The following is an 18686-nucleotide window of genomic DNA, read 5'->3' on the forward strand; positions in this document are numbered from 1 at the left end:
CGTTCACGCGCGTGAACGTAGGCTCGTCCGCTACACTGCCTTGGAATGAGACCTACATCACAGTAGGGAGTTGCGGTCCCGGTGAAGCCCAAGCCAACAGACCAGTCTCGTGAACCCGTCGCCCACGTAGCACGGGCGCGCGAGCGATTCCTCAGCGAAGACGGTGTCGTCGACGATCGCCTGACCGGTGCCGTTCGAGATGCGATCTCGACCTCGTGGCGCCGTTCGCGCTCGTTCAAGGTGCAGACAGACCGGCTGGAACTCCCGTTCGTCCGCGAGCCGAACACCGACAGTCCGCTGATGACCGCGGCCCGGCCGGTGCTGGACCAGCTCGCCACCGACCTCTCGTCGGAACCGGTGAGCATCATCCTCACCTCGCCGGACGGTGTGGTGCTGTCCCGTGCCGCCGGCAGCGGCGAACTCCTCGGCCAGCTCGACGCGGTGTCACTCGCACCCGGTTACAGCTACAGCGAAGAGCACGCCGGCACCAACGGGATCGGCACCGCCCTCGAAACCCGGCAGGCCACCCTCGTCACCGGTGCCGAACACTATGCGGGATGCCTCGCCCAGCTCAGTTGCGCCGGGGTACCTATCCGAAACCCGTTCTCCGGCGGCGTCGTCGGGGCCCTCGACCTCACCGGGTGGGTGGAGAAGGGCGGTTCCCTGCTGCTGTCCCTGGCCAAGTCGGCGACCGTGCAGATCGAACAGCAGATGCTCGCGAACGCCAGCGAAAGCGAATCCCGGCTCCTCTCGGCCTATCTCGCGACCTGTCGACGCGCACCCCAGATGATGGTCCTCGCCATCGCCGCCGACGTCGTGCTGATGAACCGACGTCTTCGGCAGAGCATCGACCCGCAGGATCAGGTGTCGATGCTCGAGCACGCCGTCGACCAGACCCTTGATGTCGCCGCGGGGCGGCGGGTGAACACGCTGCCCAGCGGCCGCTCGGTACGACTCGCGCCGGTCGTCGAGTTCTCTGACGCAGCGGCCGGCATCGCGGTTTTCCATGTGCACCTGATGGATTCGGCCACCGCCACCTCACCCCAGCGCCGACCCTCGACGGCCTCAATGCTGCCCGGGATCGTCGGCCGCAGCTCATCGTGGCGGCAGGCGAGCGACCGCATCGCCCAGCACGTGGGTGCCGGCCACTGGATCGCGGTGTCGGGCGAACGGGGTTCGGGGCGGTCGGCGGTTCTCCGCGCAGCGGCGGGACAATGCCGGCACGGGACGATTCGCGTGTACGCCGCCGCAGACTTCCAGGACACCGACACCCTCGACAGCTTCGCCGCGGAGCTCGACACGGACGGCTTCGCGATCATCCTGCGCGATGCCGACGAGTTCGACGACGACATGCTGTTCGACGTCGCCGAGGTGATGCAGGGACGCGAGCACGCGGGCTGGCTGGGGATGACCCTCAGCGCCGGCGACGCGACACCCACCCTGGGCGTCACCCTGCTCCCCTTCTTCTCGCACACCATCGAGGTACCGCCACTGCGCCATCGCATCGAGGACCTTCAGGTGCTGGTGCCGGCCATCCTCCTGCAACTCACGCGCGGACGGGAACTCGAGGTCGCGCCGGACGCCATGCGGCAGCTGAGCAAGTACACCTGGCCGGGCAACGTCGCAGAACTCCGGCAGGCGCTACGGGACGTGGTCATCCACCATCGGTCGGGGACGATCACGGCGCAGCATCTGCCGCCGACCTATCGCGCACAGAGCCGGCACACCCTCACCCGCATCGAGGCGCTCGAACGGGATGCGATCGTGCGGAGCCTGGAGGAGAACGGTCGGAACAAGGTCGCGGCGGCCCATGCACTCGGCATCTCCCGGGCGACGATCTATCGAAAGATCAAGGAGTTCGGCATCGACGTGTAGTCGGCGCCGGCACCGGGGATCGGCGGTCGGGATCGGCGGCGGGCAGGTCGGGACGATGCCACCCCCGCCGAATGGCACCGTCCCCGTGACCTGCATCTTCACGCCATAACCGAAGTTATTCACGATCGTGAATCGGCAGTAGTCCATCACGGGCCACACACCTTTACAAGGAGAAGTGACAAGGTGTGATACTCGTAACAACCGTCGAGCGATGGTTAAAAGCGGCCCCTCCAAATAGGGTCGGATACCGAGCGGACGATCGGTAGATGCATGATGAACGGGTGCCCCTGAACGGCACCACAACGGCGGTCCGATCACGAGGAAGTGCGATGGCCACACCCATGTCCCGGCGGGACCTCGAGTTCCTGCTGTACGAATGGCTTGACGTCGAGGCCCTGACCTCCCGAGACCGTTTCGCGGCGCACTCGCGCGACACCTTCGACGCCGTCCTCGAGCTCAGCGCCGACATCGCGATGAAATGCTTCGCCCCGGCCAACAAGATCGGCGACGCCAACGAGCCCTACATCGGCGACGACGGCAAGGTCGTCCTCCCCGACGCGGTGGTGTCGGGCCTCGCCGAGTTCCGCAAGGCCGGCCTCATCGCCGCCTCCTTCGACGAGGAACTCGGCGGCATGCAGCTGCCGACCGTCATCCGGCAAGCGTCCGCGGTGTGGTTCCAGGCGGCGAACGCGGCCATGTCGTCCTACAACTTCCTCACGGTCGGCAACGCCAACCTGCTGGCCGAGTACGCGACCCCCGAACAACGCAACACCTGGGTCCGCCCGCTCGTCGAAGGCCGCTTCGCCGGGACGATGTGCCTGTCCGAACCGCAAGCCGGGTCGTCGCTGGCCGACATCACCACCAAGGCCGAACCGGCCGGCGACGGTACCTACCGGATCACCGGGACCAAGATGTGGATCTCGGCCGGCGACCACGAACTGACCGAGAACATCGTGCATCTCGTGCTGGCCAAAGCGCCCGGTGGCGGTCCCGGCGTCAGGGGGATCTCGCTGTTCATCGTGCCGAAGTTCCTGCCGGACGGCACCCGCAACGACGTCGCCCTGGTCGGCCTCAACCACAAGATGGGCAACCGCGCGACCACCAACACGCTGCTCAACTTCGGCGACGGCACCTTCTCCCCCGACACGACCCCCGGCGCGGTGGGATATCTGGTCGGCGAGGAGCACCGCGGCCTCTCCTACATGTTCCACATGATGAACGAGGCACGCATCGGCGTCGGATTCCTCGCCACCGCACTGGGTTACGCCGGGTACCAGGCGTCGCTGGAGTATGCGAAGGTGCGCACGCAGGGACGCCCCGTCGACCAGAAGGATCCGTCCTCGAAGCCGGTGCCGATCATCGAGCACGCCGACGTCCGGCGGATGCTGCTGGCCCAGAAGTCCTACGTCGAGGGCGCGCTCGCCTTCGAGCTGTACTGCAGCGTTCTCGTCGACCAGGCCGCGACGACCGCCGACGCCGAGGAACGCGCCCGCATCGAGCTGCTGCTCGAGGTGTTGACCCCGATCGCCAAGAGCTGGCCGTCGCAGTGGTGCCTGGAGGCCAACAGCCTGGCGATCCAGGTCCACGGCGGGTACGGATACACCCGTGAGTTCGACGTCGAGCAGTACTACCGCGACAACCGCCTCAACCCCATCCACGAAGGGGCACATGGCATCCACGGCCTAGACCTGCTGGGCCGCAAGGTGATCATGCAGGGCGGTGCCGGTCTGGCACTGCTCGCCGAGACCATCGGCGCGACCGTCGCACGTGCACTCGAGGTGCCGGCCGCCGCCGGATACGCCGAGACCCTGCAGTCGATCGTCGACCGGCTCGTCAAAGTGACCGCACACATCTGGTCGTCGGGCGACCCGAAGCTCGCGCTCGCCAACGCCACGCTCTACCTCGAGGCCACCGGCCACATCGTCATCGCCTGGATGTGGCTCGAACAACTCCTCGCCGCGGACGGCCGGACCGGCGACTTCTATGACGGCAAACGCGCTGCAGCGCAGTACTTCTTCCGGTATGAACTACCGAAGACCGGTCCGCAGCTCGACCTCCTCACCGCGCTCGACCGCACCACCCTCGACGTCGAACCGTCCTGGTTCTGACCACACCCGCCGATCACGGCGCGGCGCCTCTGCGCCGCGTCACCGGAGAAACACGCAAGGGAGACAACGATGTCCGTGATGGATCTGTTCGACACCACCGGCAAGGTGGTCATCGTTACCGGCGCTTCGTCGGGACTCGGTGTCTCCTTCGCCCGCGGCTTCGCCGAGGCCGGCGCCGACGTGGTGCTCGCCGCGCGTCGAGCGGAGAAGCTCGCCGACACCGCTGCCGCCGTGGAAGCGCTGGGCCGCAAGGCTCTTGTCGTCCCCGCCGACGTCTCCGACCCCGAGCATTGCCAGCGCGTCGTCGACGCGGCGATGGAAACGTTCGGAAAGGTCGACGTCCTCATCAACAACGCCGGCGTCGGCACCGCCTATCCCGCGACTCGGGAGACCCCCGAACAGTTCCGGAACGTCATCGACATCAACCTCAACGGTTCCTACTGGATGGCCCAGTCGTGTGGACGGGTCATGCAGCCGGGCAGCGCGATCGTCAACATCTCGTCGATCCTCGGCATCACCACCGCGGGGCTGCCGCAGGCCGCCTACGCCGCGAGCAAGGCCGGCGTCATCGGTCTCACCCGGGACCTGGCCCAGCAGTGGGGTTCGCGCAAGGGAATCCGCGTCAACGCCATCGCCCCCGGCTTCTTCGAGAGCGAGATGACCGACACCTACCAGCCCGGTTACCTCGACTCGCAGATGCCGCGGGTCGTCCTGGGTCGCACCGGTTACGGAGAAGAGCTCGCCGCGACCGCGATCTGGTTGTCCTCGGCGGCCGCCGGCTACGTCACCGGGCAGACCCTCGCAGTCGACGGTGGCGTCACCATCACCTAGAAGCGGCACGCGATTGCCGCGGTCGGCGGCGGGGGCGGCCCTAGACTGGTCGCAATGGAATCCGCACCCGCTCCCGACAATCCGCTGCATCCCACCCTGCGAGAGCCGGTCAACCAGGTCGATCCGCGCGCCAAGACCCTGTGGCGCATCGGTCCGCTGATCCTGGGCGTACCGGCGACCATCGCGGCCATCGTGGTCGCGGTCGTCGTGCCCGACGCACGGTGGGGTGCAACGCTCGCCGCGATCGCCCTGGCCCTGCTGACCGTGTTCTACACGGTGGTGGTCCCGTTGTGGCGGTATCGCTTTCACCGCTGGGAGGTCAGCGAGGATGCGGTGTACGCCCAATCGGGCTGGTTCGTCCGGCACCGGGTGATCATCCCGATCGCACGTATCCAGGTCGTCGACACCGAGGCCGGTCCCCTGGAACAGTTGCTGAAACTGGGGAAGCTCACGGTGACCACGGCGTCGTCGGCGGGCACGATCCACATCGAGGGGCTCGACGCCGAACTCGCCCGCGCGACCGCATCCGACCTGACCATCCGCACCCAGGCGTTCACCGATGACGCGACCTGAGCCGCAACCCGGTGCGGTGCCGCCGGCCACCCCGGGCCTTTACATCGACGCGCCGGACGAATGGCATCGACTGTCCCCGTGGATGATGGCGGTGACCGTCGTCGAATCGCTCCCGTCGCTGGTTCCGGTCCTCATCGCACTGGTCTTCGCCGGGCGGAGCGCGCCCCTGGTGACACTTCTCGCCACCGTGGTCCTCGTGCCGCTGGTGACGGTGGTGCCGTGGCTGACCACCTTCTATCAGGTGACCGCAGAACACGTCCGGGTCCGGAGCGGGCTGGTCACCAAGAAGGTCGCCACCGCCCGCCGCGACCGCATCCGCAGCGTCGACCTCACCGCCTCACTCGTCCACCGTGTGCTGAATCTGCAGAAGGTCACCATCGGTACCGGCGGCGACGAACAGGCGTCGCAGGTCAAACTCCGCGCCGTCACCCTCCCCGAGGCGCGCGCCCTGCACGACAACCTGATGCCGACGGCCGGAACCCGGTCTGCGGCAGCAGCGTCGGAGGAGCAGTTCGCTGCCGAGATGCCGACGGCCGCACCCGAGGTGCTCACCAGCTTCCAGAACGCCTGGCTGCGGTACTCGCCGTTCTCGATGGGCGGTCTCGCGATCGCCGCCGCGGTCGCCGGCGTCGGGGTCCAGATCGCCAACGACGCAGGCATGTTCGACGAGGGGGTCGGCCTCGCACGCGACGCCTTCGACACCGTGCGGTCGATCCCGCTCGCACTGGTCATCGCCGTGGCCGTGGTGGCCGTGATCCTCATCGGCGCCGTCCTCTCGGTGATCGGATATGTCCTGAGCTACTGGGACTTCCGCCTCACCCGGCATCCCGACGGGACCCTGCGCACCGAACGCGGACTACTCACCACCAACTCGATCAGCTTCGACGAGAAGCGCATCCGCGGCAGCCACCTGACCGAACCGATCCTCATGCGACCGCTGAAGGGTGCCCGTCTGCAGGCGATCGCGACCGGTGCGACCAAACACCCGCTGCTGCTGCCGCCGGCCCCGATGTCCGAGGCGATGCGGGTCGCCGACCTCGTCACCCACGAGCGGTCCGAACTGACCGCCGCGTTGACCGGACACGGCCGCGTCGCCCGCATCCGCCGCCTGAACCGGGGATTCCTCTCGGGTCTGGTGATCCTCGCCGGGATCTCGATCGCGGTCATCGGCGGCGCGATCCCGGTCGGTTGGATCGCCGTGGGTGTGCTCGCGCTCGCGGGTTCGATCGGTCTCGGCATGGTCCGGGCCCGGCACCTCGGTCACCGTCTCACCGCCCGGTCGGTGGTCATCGCTCCCCCGACGGTCGCCCGGCAGCGGATCGTCGTCGACCGCGCCGGCGTGATCGGCTGGGCGAGCCGGTCATCGGTCTTCCAACGCCGTGCCGGGGTGAGCACGCTGATCCTCGCGACGGCCGCCGGTTCCGAGCACTACTCGCTCGTCGACGTCGACGATGCGACCGCCGCGGCGATCACTTCCGACGTGACACCCGACTGGGTGGCACCGTTCCTCCGTCCGATGGCCGAGTAGGTCGACGGCCCCGCATCCGCATGGTGATTTCCTTCCCGCCTACCGAGCTCGATCGGCGGGAAGGAATCCGACAGGCGGGATCGTCGATCACCCGGCGTCGGGTAGCGCCTGGAGCAGCCGGTCGACGAACGCCGCCTGAGCGGGGTTGAGTTTCTTCTTCGCGGTCTCCGGGTCGAACCACTCGGCGCGGTCGATCTCCGGGAACGATCGCATGCGGCCCGACCGCGGCGGCCACGCCATCTCGAAGGTGTTGGATACGACGGTCGTCACGTCGAGATCGCCCTCGACGCCGAAGCCGATGACGGTCTTGCCGCTCTTGAGCTTCACCTCGCCGAGGTCGATGTGCGGACCGCCGGGCAGCGGGCTGCCGATCTCCTCGAGGTACTCACGACGCGCGGCGTCCCACTCCGATTCGTCGGCGTCGACCAGCCCCTTCGGGATCGACCACGAGCCTTCGTCCGGCTTGCGGGCCCAGATCGGGCCGCCGGGGTGAGCGATGAGCACTTCGACGCCGTCGGGGCCGCTACGGCGGAACAGCAGGATGCCCGCGCTGCGGCGAGTCGAGGATACGGTCACCGATATATCTTCGCGGAAACACCGCCGACACACGGACGCGCCTCCGCGGAAATACCGGGTACGTAGAAACCAGTCATGCCGTTAATCGACGTCGTGAAGAACGGGAAGACCGGTGCGCGTCCGGTCGACGAGATCCCGCCGTTCGTCAAACTGTTCCCGCTCGGCCTCCAGCACGTGCTCGCGATGTACGCGGGTGCGGTCGCGGTCCCGCTGATCGTCGGCGGCGCGATGGTCGGGGCCGGGCAGCTACAGCAGGGCGACATCGTCCACCTGATCATGGCCGACCTGTTAGTCGCCGGTATCGCGACGATCCTGCAGGCCGTCGGGTTCTGGCGGTTCGGCGTCCGGCTCCCGCTGATGCAGGGCGTGACCTTCGCCGCCGTCGGCCCGATGATCACCATCGGCACCAGCTACGGCATCACCGCCATCTACGGTTCGGTGATCGCGTGCGGCGTGTTCATGATCGCGGTGGCACCGATCGTCGGGCGGCTCATCCGGTTCTTTCCGCCGCTGGTCACCGGCACGATCATCCTGATCATCGGCGTCTCGCTGATGCGGGTGGCGGCCGGCTGGTTCGGCGGCGGCACCGCCTCCGGCCCCGACTTCGGCGACCCGAAGAACATCGGCTTCGGCTTCCTCACCCTGGCGATCATCGTCGCCATCGAGCGTTTCGCACCCGACGCCGTCCGCCGTGTCTCCATCCTCCTCGGCCTGGCGATCGGCACGCTCGTGTCCATCCCGTTCGGGATGACCCACTGGGACAAGGTCGGCGAATACCCGTGGGTGGGTGTGCCGCAGCCGTTCCAGTTCGGCGCGCCGACCTTCGAGATCAGCGCGATCATCTCGCTGATCATCGTCGGCGTGGTGATCATGACCGAGACCACGGGCGACATCGTCGCGGTCGGTGAGATCGTCGACGAGAAGATCACCCCGCGCCGCCTGGCCGACGGCATGCGCGCCGACGGACTCGGCACCGTCCTCGGCGGCATCTTCAACACGTTCCCGTACACGGCGTTCGCACAGAACGTCGGCCTCGTCGCCATCACCGGCGTCCGCACGCGCCACGTGGCGACCTGTGCCGGCATCATCCTGGTGGTCCTCGGTCTGCTGCCGAAGATGGCGGCGGTCGTCGAGGGCATCCCGCTCCCGGTGCTCGGCGGCGCCGGTGTGGCACTGTTCGGCATGGTCGCGGCCAGCGGCATCCGGACCCTCACCAAGGTGAAGTTCAACAACGTCAACGTGCTCGTCGTCGCGATCTCGGTGGGCGTTGCGATGCTGACCGAGGCGAAGATCTACTACACCGACCGCGCTCTCGGCGATGCCCCGGTCGACGTCGTGCTCGACATGTACTCGCAGTTCCCGGACTGGTTCCAGACCATCTTCCACTCGGGCATCTCGGCCGGCGCCATCACCGCGATCCTGCTGAACCTGCTGCTCAACACCCGCAGCGTGTCGTCCGATCCGGTCGACTACCACAACACCGGGGACATCGCGGTCGTCGGCGAACCCACGGTCTCGGCCTCCGACGGCGTCCGGGCACCGGCGTTCGACCCGCGGGACGCCCTTGCGGCCGCCGACCCCGACACCCCGCCGGAGACCCTGCGCTACCTCGCCGATCACGACGCGTCGCTGCACCAGTTCATCGTGACCAACCCGTCGAGCCCGAAGGACCTGTGCGACCACATCAGAGGCCTCGGCGATCCCAAGGTGATGCGGGTCTTCGAGACCTGGGACGGCTACACCGACGGCGGGTTCTCGCGGCGCGGTTCGTGAACGGGCGGACCGTCCAGATGTCGCCGAACGTGTCGACCGGCGTCACGGCAGGCGACATCCACGATTCAGTTCTCGGCGCGCCCTACCCCGCATCGGCCTTCGCGTAGTTGCTCGCGCCATAGAAATCGACGGTGACCACCGGCTCATCGCCGACCACCCAGGCGTCGTGCCCGGACGGCAGCGACGTGATCTGCCCGGGCCCGGCGTCGAACTCGGTACCGTCGGCCATCACGATGTGCAGCACCCCGGAGACGTGGTACTGGAAATGCGGCGCCTCACAGAGTTCGGTGCCGGCGATCGGTTTCACGTCGACCGACCACCGCCAGCCGGGCTGCAACTCGAGCCGGCCGATCTCGGAGTCCCCGACGTTGAGCACGTTCATCCGGCCGTGACCGAAGGTGCGGACCTCGTCGGGTGAGGCGAAGTCGCGGTGCTCGGTGCGATGCTTGGTGGCGGTCATGATTCCCTCCGGTTTGGATCCACCCGACCCTCCTCTGACGCTACGAACCCGACCTTGCGGTTCGGTAGCGGTCGGCACACGATCCGGCGCAGGTGGGGGCGCCGAAGCCGCCTCCGCCCGACACGACGCCGCGGGACCCCGGACACGGCCCCCCTCGCCGCGAATCGGCATATCGTGGGTTCCATGTCCTCCAGATTCGAACCCGGCCCCGGCGCCGACGACGGTTCCGCAGCCGACGGCCTCGACGACCGCATCGTCGACCCCGACGTACCGCACGAGTGGCCGCACGCGTCGGCCTTCGCCTTCGGGGATGCGACGCCGATCGGCGAGACAGATCGCCTGGCGCGTGAACGCGCGGCGTACGAGGCCGCCGGTCACACCGACTACAACCGGGGCCACGCCGTGGGCGGCTCCGCCGGAAGCACCGAGGGGCAGTAGATGGAGGTCTTGTCCAGCCGGGTGCTCCTACTCTCGGCAGATCCCGAGCGTCTGCAGGCCTTCTACCGTGACCAGCTGGGTCTCCCGATCCATCGGGAGTACCCCGGCGGCATCGTGTTCTTCGCCGGCAACGGGCTCATCGAGATCTCGACGCACATGAAGACCGACGCCCCCGACCCGATGAGCAACGCGGTGCTCTGGTTGCAGGTACGCGACGCCGAGGCCACCGGGAAGCAGTTCCGGGATCGCGGGGTGACGGTCACCCGCGAGCCGCGGACCGAGCCGTGGGGCCTGATCGAGATGCACGCCGAGGACCCTGACGGACGCACGATCATCGTCGTCGAGATCCCCACCGGTCATCCGCTGCGCAAGGACAACCGCTAGCCGGAGGGCATCGGCGGTGATGAAACCGGCCGGACCGGGCATGACAAACTGGATCGCATGAGTTCCTGGAACGCGCCCACCTGCGCGAGCGGCTTGGATGCCACCGTCGAGCTGCCCGGTTCCAAGTCCATCACCAACCGCGCGCTGGCCCTCGCCGCGCTCGCCGACGGCCCGTCGACCGTCCGCGGAACCCTCCGCAGCCGAGACACCAACCTGATGCTGAGTGCTCTGGAGGCACTCGGTGTGCAGGTGCGCATCGACCCCGCGGCGGAGACCACCGTCTCGCTCACCCCAGGACCGTTGCACGGCGCCGACGTCGACTGCGGTCTCGCCGGCACGGTGATGCGATTCCTGCCGCCGCTCGGCGCGCTGGCCGCCGGCCGGGTGCGCTTCGACGGCGACCCGCAGGCCCGGGTCCGGCCCCAGACCACGATCCTCGACGCCCTGCGCGGGCTGGGGGTCGCGATCGAGGGTGACCGGCTGCCCTTCACCATCGACGGCACCGGACGCGTGCGCGGTGGCGAGGTCACCATCGACGCGTCCGGGTCTTCGCAGTTCGTGTCGGGTCTGCTGCTGTCGGCGGCCCGGTTCGACGAGGGGCTCGTCATCCGCCACGTCGGACCGCCCGTCCCGTCGACTCCCCACATCGACATGACCGTCGAGATGCTGGCGACCGCCGGCGTCGAGGTCGACACCTCCGAACCCGATGTCTGGCGCGTGTCGCCCGGTCCGATCCGGGCCGTCGACTGGACCGTCGAACCCGACCTGTCGAACGCGGCGGCGTTCCTGGCCGCTGCCGCGGTGACCGGCGGAGAGGTCCGGGTGCCGTACTGGCCGGCGGTCACCACACAGCCCGGCGCCCGCATCGCCGACGTCCTGGCCGCAATGGGATGCACCGTCGAGCACCTCGAGGGCACCCTCAGCGTCCGCGGACCCGAGGTGCTGAAGGGCGTGAACCTCGACCTGCGCGACATCGGTGAACTGACCCCGACCATCGCCGCCCTCTGCGCCCTCGCCGACGGCGAGTCGACGCTGAGTGGCATCGCCCACCTGCGCGGCCACGAAACCGACCGGCTGGCGGCCCTCACCACCGAGATCACCCGTCTCGGCGGGATCTGCGCCGAGACCGAGGACGGTCTCCGGATCACCGGGACGAGCCTGCACGGCGGGACCTGGGAGTCCTACGCCGATCACCGCATGGCCACTGCCGGCGCCATCATCGGACTCGTGACCCCCGGCGTCGTGGTCGACGACATCGAGACGACGAGCAAGACGCTGCCCGACTTCCCCGGTATGTGGCAGCAGATGATCGGGCACCATTGAGCCGCCGGGCGGCGAGCTACGACGAATCCGATGTAAGGGTTCGTCCCGGCAAGGGCACCCGTCCTCGCACCAAGACCCGCCCGTCCCACGACGACGCCGAGCAGGGCATGGTCGTGTCGGTCGATCGCGGCCGCTGGGGTGTCGTCCTCGGCGGCGATCCTGACCGTCGCGTCGTGACGATGCGCGCGCGAGAGCTGGGCCGGACCCCCATCGTCGTCGGTGACGACGTGTCGGTGGTCGGTGATCTCTCCGGGAAACCCGACACCCTGGCGCGGATCGTGCGTGTCGCCGAGCGTCGAAGTGTGTTGCGCCGCACCGCCGATGACTCGGATCCGTACGAACGGATCGTGGTCGCCAACGCCGACCAGTTGCTGATCGTCACCGCGATGGCCGACCCGCCACCCCGTACCGGATTCGTCGAACGCGCGCTGGCGGCGGCCTACGTCGGCGGCCTGTCCCCCATCCTGTGCCTGACGAAATCCGACCTCGCCGACCCGACCGAGTTCACCGCCGCCTTCGCCGACCTCGAGCTTCCCGTCATCCGGGCCGGGCGCGACGATCCGCTCGACGAGATCCTCGCGACGCTCCGGGGCCGTATCACCGCATTCATCGGACACTCCGGTGTCGGCAAGTCGACGCTCGTCAATCGTCTTGTGCCCGATGCCTATCGAGCAACCGGCGTGGTGTCCGGGGTGGGTAAGGGGCGGCACACCTCGACCCAGTCGGTCGCCTTGCCGCTACCCGGCGACAGTGTCCCGCGCGGTTGGGTCGTCGACACCCCCGGAATCCGGTCGTTCGGACTCGCCCACGTCGGAGCCGACGACATCGTTGCCGCCTTCGACGATCTCCAGGATGCCATCGCCGAATGCCCCAGGGGCTGTACACATCTCGGCCCGCCGGCAGATCCGGAGTGCAAACTCGACGGACTCGGGGGACACTCCTATCGTCGCGCGATGGCCGTGCGACACCTACTCGTCGCGGTCGGCGGCGGACTCAGCGCCGACGACGCCGCGCCCGAAGCTCCCGAATCGCGGCCTTGAGGCCGGTTGCCCGCGGCATCCCGGCAAAGCGCTTCTCCGACGCCGTCTCCGGCGCATCGTCGGAGGTCGCACGGAGGAACCGATCGGGCAGCGACAGCTTGTTGATCGTGCGCAGCGTCTGGAAGTACTGCACCGCAAGCGGACCCGTGGTGTAGGGCAGGTCGTACTTGTCGCACAGCGCTCGGACCCGAACGGCGATCTCGGCGTAGCGGTTGCTCGGCAGATCCGGATAGAGATGATGCTCGATCTGGTAGCAGAGGTTACCGCTGAAGAAGGCCATCGCCGGCCCGGCGTCGAAATTCGCCGTCCCGAGCATCTGCCGCAGATACCACTGCCCCTGTGTCTCGTTCTCGAGGGACTCGACCGTGAACTTCTCTGCGCCATCAGGGAAGTGGCCACAGAAGATCACCACATAGGCCCACAGGTTGCGGATCAGGTTCGCGGTGAGGTTCGCCGTCAGCGTGTGTGTGAAGTTCGGACCGGACAACGCCGGGAACAACACGTAATCCTTCACGATCTGCTTGCCGACCTTACGGGCGAACAACTTGAGCTGCGGTCTCGCGATCTCCTTGGGCTTGGCACCCGAGATGACGTCCTTCAGATCCAGGTCGTGCAGACCGATCCCCCACTCGAACAGCGCCGCGAGCACGACGTTGGTCAGCGGCTGCAGAAGCAGCTTGGGCTGCCACGGATCGTCCCGGGTGACGCGCAACGTCTTGTAACCGACGTCGTGGTCCATGTCGAGAACGTTGGTGTACTTGTGATGGATGTAGTTGTGGGAATGCTTCCAGTGCGGCGAGGCGCACACCATGTCCCATTCCCAGGTGGTCGAGTGGACCTCCGGGTCGTTCATCCAGTCCCACTGCCCGTGCATCACGTTGTGCCCGAGCTCCATGTTCTCGATGATCTTCGAGAGAGCGAGCGCGCCGGTACCGAGCAGCCAGAGCGGCCGCGAGCGGCTGCCGAGCAGCGCGACGCGTCCGGTCACCTCGAGCGCGCGGTGCGCCAGGATCGTGCGTCGCAGGTACTTGACGTCACGCATCCCCCGATCCGCCTCGATCTCGCGGCGAAGGGTGTCGAGTTCGGCACCCAGCGCCTCCACGTCGGCGTCGGTCAGATGCGCGTACTCATTGATGTCAGCGATGGCCATTGAGCCCCATTATGCCGACCTTTTCGATTCCCTGCCCCGGCGCGGGGTCCGACCACCCGCCATCGCCGATCAGGCGGCGGCCTCGTCGTCACGCGTCGCACGCAGCGGCGTCACCACGGCACGTCCGCGACCGGCGCGACGACGCTCACGCAGCCCGGCGATGGCCGAGCGCAGTCCGCGACGGGTACCGGTCTGCTCGTCGATGGTGGCCCGCAGCCGGGCACCCTCGGGCAGCCCCTGCTTGAAGCGGCGCTCCGACGCGGTCTCCGGCGCGTCGTCGGCGGTCGCTTTGAGGTACTTGTCCGGCAGCGACAGCTTGGCGATGGTCCGCCACGTCTTGGCGTACTGCACCGGGAACGGACCCGAGGTGTAGGGCAGGTCGTACTTGTCGCACAGCGCGCGCACCTTCACCGCGATCTCGGCGTACCGGTTGCTCGGCAGGTCCGGGAAGATGTGATGCTCGATCTGGTACGACAGGTTGCCGCTCATGAACGCGAGAACGAAACCGGAGTCGAAGTTGGCGCTGCCCAGCATCTGGCGCAGGTACCACTCGGCCTGGGACTCGCTGTCGATGTCCTGCTTGGTGAACTTCTCCGCACCGTCGGGGAAGTGCCCGCAGAAGATGACGGCGTTACTCCACACGTTGCGGATGACGTTGCCGAGCGCGGTCGCGGTGGCCGCCTTGCGGTAGGCGTTGACGTACCCGACCTTGTGCCCGGTGGTCGCACTGACCAGCGCCGGGTAGGCGAGGTAGTCCTTGGCGACCTGCTTGCCGATCTTCGACAGCACGTCGGCGACGTCGCGCTTGTACTGTTCCCGTTCCTCCGGCGTCCGTCGCTTCTTGCCCAGCTCGAGGTGCTGCACGGCGACGCCGTACTGGAACGCCAGCGCGAGGATCGTGTTGTAGACGAGGTTGCCGTAGTTGAACGGACGCCAGCGCTGGTCGCGGGTGACGCGCAGCAGGCCGTAGCCCACGTCGTCATCCATGCCCAGCACGTTCGTGTACTTGTGATGGATGTAGTTGTGGGTGTGCTTCCAGTGCGCCGACGGGTCGGTGTTGTCCCACTCCCACGTCGAGCTGTGCACCTCGGGATCGTTCATCCAGTCCCACTGCCCGTGCATCACGTTGTGCCCGAGCTCCATGTTCTCGACGATCTTCGCCACGCCGAGCGCACCAGCGCCGGCCCACCAGAGCGACTTCTTGGTGGAGCCGAAGAGCAGTGCGCGTCCGGCGAGCTCGAGGCCACGCTGGAAGCGAATGGTGTTGCGGAGATAGCGGGCGTCACGTTCACCCCGGCTGGCCTCGACCTCCGCGCGGATCGCATCGAGCTCGGCGCCGAGTGCCTCGACGTCCGCCTCGGACAGGTGTGCGTATTCGGGGATGTCCGTGATCGCCATACGTGTGGTCCCTTCGCAGGTGGGATGGGTCTCGGTGGGGGTCGACGACGACCTCTACACCGACCGGCTCACGCCGAATCTTCCGACCCTTACGTTTCCGTAACTTACGCAAGCGTAGGTTACGGGGCGCGGGTGTGTCCAGCGGTGAGCCGCCCTGACGGCACGGTTTTTTGCGCGGGGGGGGTCGACAGGCTCAACCGGCAGGGTGGGCTCGACCGGCGGAAACCGGCGGGATCAGCTGTCCGCGGCCTCACGGTAGTCGTCGACGAACAGCTCGAAGCCGATGAGATCCTCGAAGACACCGTCGGAGCGGGCGGCGAGCTTCTGCCTGCTGACCTCGCGGAAACCGGCTGCGCGGGCGAGCTTCTTGCTGCCCTCGTTGCTGTCGGCGGCGAACAGCGTCAGCCGCCGGAAACCGAACTTCTCGAACGCGTAGCGCACGGACGCCGGAAACGCCTCTGCCAGCACGCCTTTCCCGCGCGCTTCGGGATGGGTGTAGAAGCCGGCCTCGGCGCCGGTGACCTCGTCGATGTGCAAGAGGGTGATGTCGCCCAGGTAGTCGTCGGTCTCGAGGTCGGCGACGGCCCACGTACAGGTGACGCCCTGCGCAGCGGTCCACCACTTGCGCAGACGTTCGGCCGCCGCGTGTTCGAGCTCCAGCGGGTCGGGCCGCGCGAAGAGGTACTTGCGGGAGGTCGGGTCGTCGAGGGTCTCGCGGATGCGTGGGTCGTCGTGCTCCGCGAGGGGCCGGAGGCGGAACCGCTCGGTCTCGAAGACGTCGGTGCGCCACTCGGTCTGCGGCTCCCGTGCGTCGTCTGCTCGCAGCGAGCCGACCCACGCATCACGGATGTGGCCGCGGACCTCGACCCCGTCCGGGACCGCGGCGTCGAGCCGGAATCCGCAGGAGTGCGCGACGCGCAACGCGTCGATGTTGCCGGCGACCGTCGTCCAGCGGACGACCTCCTTGCCGGCCTCGGTGAAGGCATAGTCGACCGCGAGCAGGACGGCGCGTTTCATCACGCCCCAGCCGCGGGCGTCGGGATGGAGGTCGTAACTGAGCCTGCTGAGCGGGCCCTCCCCGGCGAGGTCGACGGTGCCGACGAACCTGCCGTCGAACTCGACGGCCCACAACATGCGGGAGCCGTCCGCCCAGGACCTGGGCGCATAGTCGAGGGCGAATCTCTCGGCGGCGGCGCGACTGTAGGGCGCCGGGACGGGTGTCCACCGCATCATGGCCGGATCGGCCGCGAGCTCGACCATGCGATCGAGATCTCGGGGCTCATGAGGCCGCAGTGTCACCCCGCCGTCGGTGAGAACGGGGACGTTTTCGGGAATCCGGACCGCGGCTTTCACCGGTCAGCCCTCGGGCCGAACGGGACGGGTCCCAGCACTGTGACCAAGCACGTTTTCGAGCGTACCGGCAGTTCCCGGGGCATCGCCGGGTCATAGACGAACAGCCAGGTCAGACGTCCAGCGTGCAATCCCCGGCGGCCGCACTGACGCACGTCTGGATACGCTCACCCTCGACGTGTTCGACGCCGGACCGCAGATCTCGCACGCAGCCCTTGTCGAGCATCACCACGCAGCTCTGGCAGATGCCCATCCGGCAGCCGAACGGCATGATCGTGCCCGCGGCCTCCCCGGCCTCCAGAAGGGTGGTCGCGCCGTCGACCTCGGCGGTCTTGCCCGAGCGCTTGAACGTCACCGTGCCGCCCTGGGCACCCACCACACCGCGTTCGAGGGCGAACCGCTCGATGTGCAGCCGCTCGTCCAGGTCGGCGTCGGAGTAGAGGCGATGCAGGCCGTCGAGGAATCCCGCCGGTCCACATGCCCAGGTCTGACGTTCGCGCCAGTCGGGACACAGACTCGGCAGCGACTCCGGGGTGACCTGTCCGTCGGTGCGGGTGTACTGCACGTGCAGGTCGACGAGACCCGACGACGCCATCGCCTCGAGTTCGTCGGCGAACAGCAGGTCGGCCTCGGAGGGCGTCGAATGGATCAGCCTGATATCGGTGTTCTGCTTCCGCTGTCTGACCGTGCGCAGCATCGAGATGATCGGGGTGAGGCCACTGCCGGCCGTCGCGAACAGGATCTTCTCCGGCAGCGGGTCGGGCAGGACGAACTCGCCGCGGGGCGCGGCGAGACGGACCACGGTGCCCGGCGTCAGGCCGTTCACGAGGTGGGTCGACAGGAAACCCTCCGGCATCGCCTTGACGGTGATCGCGATGGTCTTGTCGTTCGCCGACGCGTCGGGGGTCGAGGTGAGCGAGTACGAACGCCACGTCCATCGACCGTCGATCAGCACGCCGATACCGACGTACTGGCCGGGCGCGTAGTCGAACGAGAATCCCCAGCCCGGACGGATCCGGATCGTTGCGGTGTCCTCGGTCTCCCCCCTCACCGAGATGACCTTGCCCCGCAGCTCACGGGCCGACCACAGCGGGTTGGCGAGATGCAGGTAGTCGTCGGGGAGCAACGGCGTCGTGATGCGGGTGACCGCCGCACGAACCCACTGCGCACCGCGGCTACGCGCCGCGACCCCGGCCACCGGTTCTTCGAATCGCTCGAGCAGACCCAACTCACACACCGCCTTCAACGTCTCCGAACACTCTAACCTACGCAACCGTAGGTTAGCGCCATCCAGGATCTCACACGAGTTTCAGAGCAGTTCGAGGAGAAACGGCAGCTCCTGGGTGGCGTACCAGGCGAGGTCGAAGTCCTCGATGTCGCCGACGGCCAGTTCGGCGTCCAGGTCACCCATGTCGGCGGCATCGATGACGACGACAGCGGCGCGAACCTTGTCCTCCGCCTCCTTCACGTCGACGTGGACCGAGGCGACCGCCGAGAGCGGGATCGTCCCGCCGACCTTGACCACCGCATCGTCGAGATCGGGACGGAGTTTGACGTCCTCGACGTCGGCGGCGACGACCACGCGGCGCGGCGGCAGCGAAGGGGTCACGCCCGGCTTCGTCAGCGCCTCGTCGGCGGCGAGATCGCGCTCGGCCTCGGCGTCGCCGGATTCCGGCGCCTCCCCGGCCAGGAGACGCAGCGACGCCCGCGCGGCCTCGCGCATCGCGACCTCCGAGAGCTCCTCGTCGTCGCCCGCGACGAACGCCTCGCGCAGAGCCGGGGTCAACGCGAACCCGGTTCCGCCGATCGGACGGAACTCGCCATCGGAATTGAGCTCCATCAGCATTGCCAACGTCGCCGGCAGGTAGACCCTCATTCG

Annotated in this window: 17 protein-coding genes; 10 read left to right on the top strand and 7 right to left on the bottom strand. The window is 68.0% G+C overall.

Going from position 1 to position 18686, the window contains the following annotated elements:
• Nucleotides 1-81: 81 nt before the first annotated feature.
• The 5 genes from GKZ92_RS17405 (at nucleotide 82) to GKZ92_RS17425 (ending at nucleotide 6915) form a co-directional block, all read left to right on the top strand.
• Nucleotides 82-1875 (top strand): sigma-54-dependent Fis family transcriptional regulator, encoded by a 1794-nt coding sequence (locus GKZ92_RS17405; protein WP_042377361.1) that lies wholly within the window; start codon nucleotides 82-84, stop codon nucleotides 1873-1875.
• A 329-nt stretch (nucleotides 1876-2204) separates the two neighbouring features.
• Entirely contained in the window at nucleotides 2205-3983 is a 1779-nt protein-coding gene (locus GKZ92_RS17410) for an acyl-CoA dehydrogenase (protein WP_042377362.1), read from the top strand.
• A 69-nt stretch (nucleotides 3984-4052) separates the two neighbouring features.
• Nucleotides 4053-4814 (top strand): SDR family NAD(P)-dependent oxidoreductase, encoded by a 762-nt coding sequence (locus tag GKZ92_RS17415; RefSeq protein ID WP_042377364.1) that lies wholly within the window; start codon nucleotides 4053-4055, stop codon nucleotides 4812-4814.
• A gap of 54 nt (nucleotides 4815-4868) precedes the next feature.
• Nucleotides 4869-5387, top strand: coding sequence for a PH domain-containing protein (locus tag GKZ92_RS17420; protein ID WP_042377366.1), 519 nt, complete (start codon nucleotides 4869-4871; stop codon nucleotides 5385-5387).
• Nucleotides 5374-6915, top strand: a complete 1542-nt coding sequence (locus GKZ92_RS17425) for a PH domain-containing protein (protein WP_042377368.1) — start codon at nucleotides 5374-5376, stop codon at nucleotides 6913-6915. The genes GKZ92_RS17420 and GKZ92_RS17425 overlap by 14 nt, the downstream gene beginning before the upstream one ends.
• An 87-nt stretch (nucleotides 6916-7002) precedes the next feature.
• Here GKZ92_RS17425 and GKZ92_RS17430 read toward each other — a convergent pair whose 3' ends face one another.
• Nucleotides 7003-7491, bottom strand: coding sequence for an NUDIX domain-containing protein (locus GKZ92_RS17430; RefSeq protein WP_042377373.1), 489 nt, complete (start codon nucleotides 7489-7491; stop codon nucleotides 7003-7005).
• Between the two features lie 75 nt (nucleotides 7492-7566).
• Here GKZ92_RS17430 and GKZ92_RS17435 point away from each other — a divergent pair, with 75 nt between their 5' ends.
• Nucleotides 7567-9264 carry a nucleobase:cation symporter-2 family protein gene (locus GKZ92_RS17435; RefSeq protein WP_042377375.1) on the top strand — a complete coding sequence of 566 codons (1698 nt, stop codon included), beginning with the start codon at nucleotides 7567-7569 and terminating at the stop codon, nucleotides 9262-9264.
• 82 nt (nucleotides 9265-9346) lie between these two features.
• On the opposite strand, the gene GKZ92_RS17440 is transcribed toward GKZ92_RS17435, so the two are convergent.
• Entirely contained in the window at nucleotides 9347-9724 is a 378-nt protein-coding gene (locus GKZ92_RS17440) for a cupin domain-containing protein (RefSeq protein ID WP_039880293.1), read from the bottom strand.
• Between the two features lie 183 nt (nucleotides 9725-9907).
• On the opposite strand from GKZ92_RS17440, the gene GKZ92_RS17445 reads away from it, so the two are divergent.
• Genes GKZ92_RS17445 through rsgA form a run of 4 tightly spaced genes read left to right on the top strand, consistent with a single transcriptional unit; the run spans nucleotide 9908 to nucleotide 12909 of the window.
• Nucleotides 9908-10162: a hypothetical protein gene (locus GKZ92_RS17445; RefSeq protein WP_005197507.1), complete on the top strand. Its 255-nt coding sequence runs from the start codon at nucleotides 9908-9910 to the stop codon at nucleotides 10160-10162.
• Complete coding sequence (locus tag GKZ92_RS17450) at nucleotides 10163-10546, top strand: VOC family protein (RefSeq protein ID WP_042377378.1); 384 nt, start codon at nucleotides 10163-10165, stop codon at nucleotides 10544-10546.
• Nucleotides 10547-10603: 57 nt separating this feature from the next.
• Nucleotides 10604-11869: a 3-phosphoshikimate 1-carboxyvinyltransferase gene (gene aroA / locus GKZ92_RS17455; protein ID WP_155225476.1), complete on the top strand. Its 1266-nt coding sequence runs from the start codon at nucleotides 10604-10606 to the stop codon at nucleotides 11867-11869.
• Complete coding sequence (gene rsgA, locus GKZ92_RS17460) at nucleotides 11866-12909, top strand: ribosome small subunit-dependent GTPase A (RefSeq protein ID WP_006360144.1); 1044 nt, start codon at nucleotides 11866-11868, stop codon at nucleotides 12907-12909. The genes aroA and rsgA overlap by 4 nt, the downstream gene beginning before the upstream one ends.
• Here rsgA and GKZ92_RS17465 read toward each other — a convergent pair.
• The 5 genes from GKZ92_RS17465 to GKZ92_RS17485 form a co-directional block, all read right to left on the bottom strand.
• On the bottom strand, nucleotides 12863-14059 hold the full coding sequence (locus GKZ92_RS17465) for a fatty acid desaturase family protein (RefSeq protein WP_155225477.1): 1197 nt from the start codon (nucleotides 14057-14059) through the stop codon (nucleotides 12863-12865). The two genes, rsgA and GKZ92_RS17465, sit on opposite strands and share 47 nt — an antisense overlap.
• Before the next feature lie 69 nt (nucleotides 14060-14128).
• The gene (locus GKZ92_RS17470; protein WP_006360146.1) at nucleotides 14129-15457 is read right to left on the bottom strand and encodes a fatty acid desaturase family protein; all 1329 of its coding nucleotides are present in this window, start codon (nucleotides 15455-15457) and stop codon (nucleotides 14129-14131) included.
• Nucleotides 15458-15691: 234 nt separating this feature from the next.
• On the bottom strand, nucleotides 15692-16810 hold the full coding sequence (locus tag GKZ92_RS17475; protein ID WP_155225478.1) for a GNAT family N-acetyltransferase: 1119 nt from the start codon (nucleotides 16808-16810) through the stop codon (nucleotides 15692-15694).
• 109 nt (nucleotides 16811-16919) lie between these two features.
• The gene (locus tag GKZ92_RS17480; RefSeq protein ID WP_035755061.1) at nucleotides 16920-18035 is read right to left on the bottom strand and encodes a ferredoxin reductase; all 1116 of its coding nucleotides are present in this window, start codon (nucleotides 18033-18035) and stop codon (nucleotides 16920-16922) included.
• An 81-nt stretch (nucleotides 18036-18116) separates the two neighbouring features.
• Nucleotides 18117-18683 (bottom strand): DUF6912 family protein, encoded by a 567-nt coding sequence (locus GKZ92_RS17485; protein WP_006360149.1) that lies wholly within the window; start codon nucleotides 18681-18683, stop codon nucleotides 18117-18119.
• Nucleotides 18684-18686: the final 3 nt, after the last annotated feature.

It is taken from the genome of Gordonia sp. 135, assembly GCF_009720185.1.
GTDB classification, from domain to species: domain Bacteria; phylum Actinomycetota; class Actinomycetes; order Mycobacteriales; family Mycobacteriaceae; genus Gordonia; species Gordonia alkanivorans.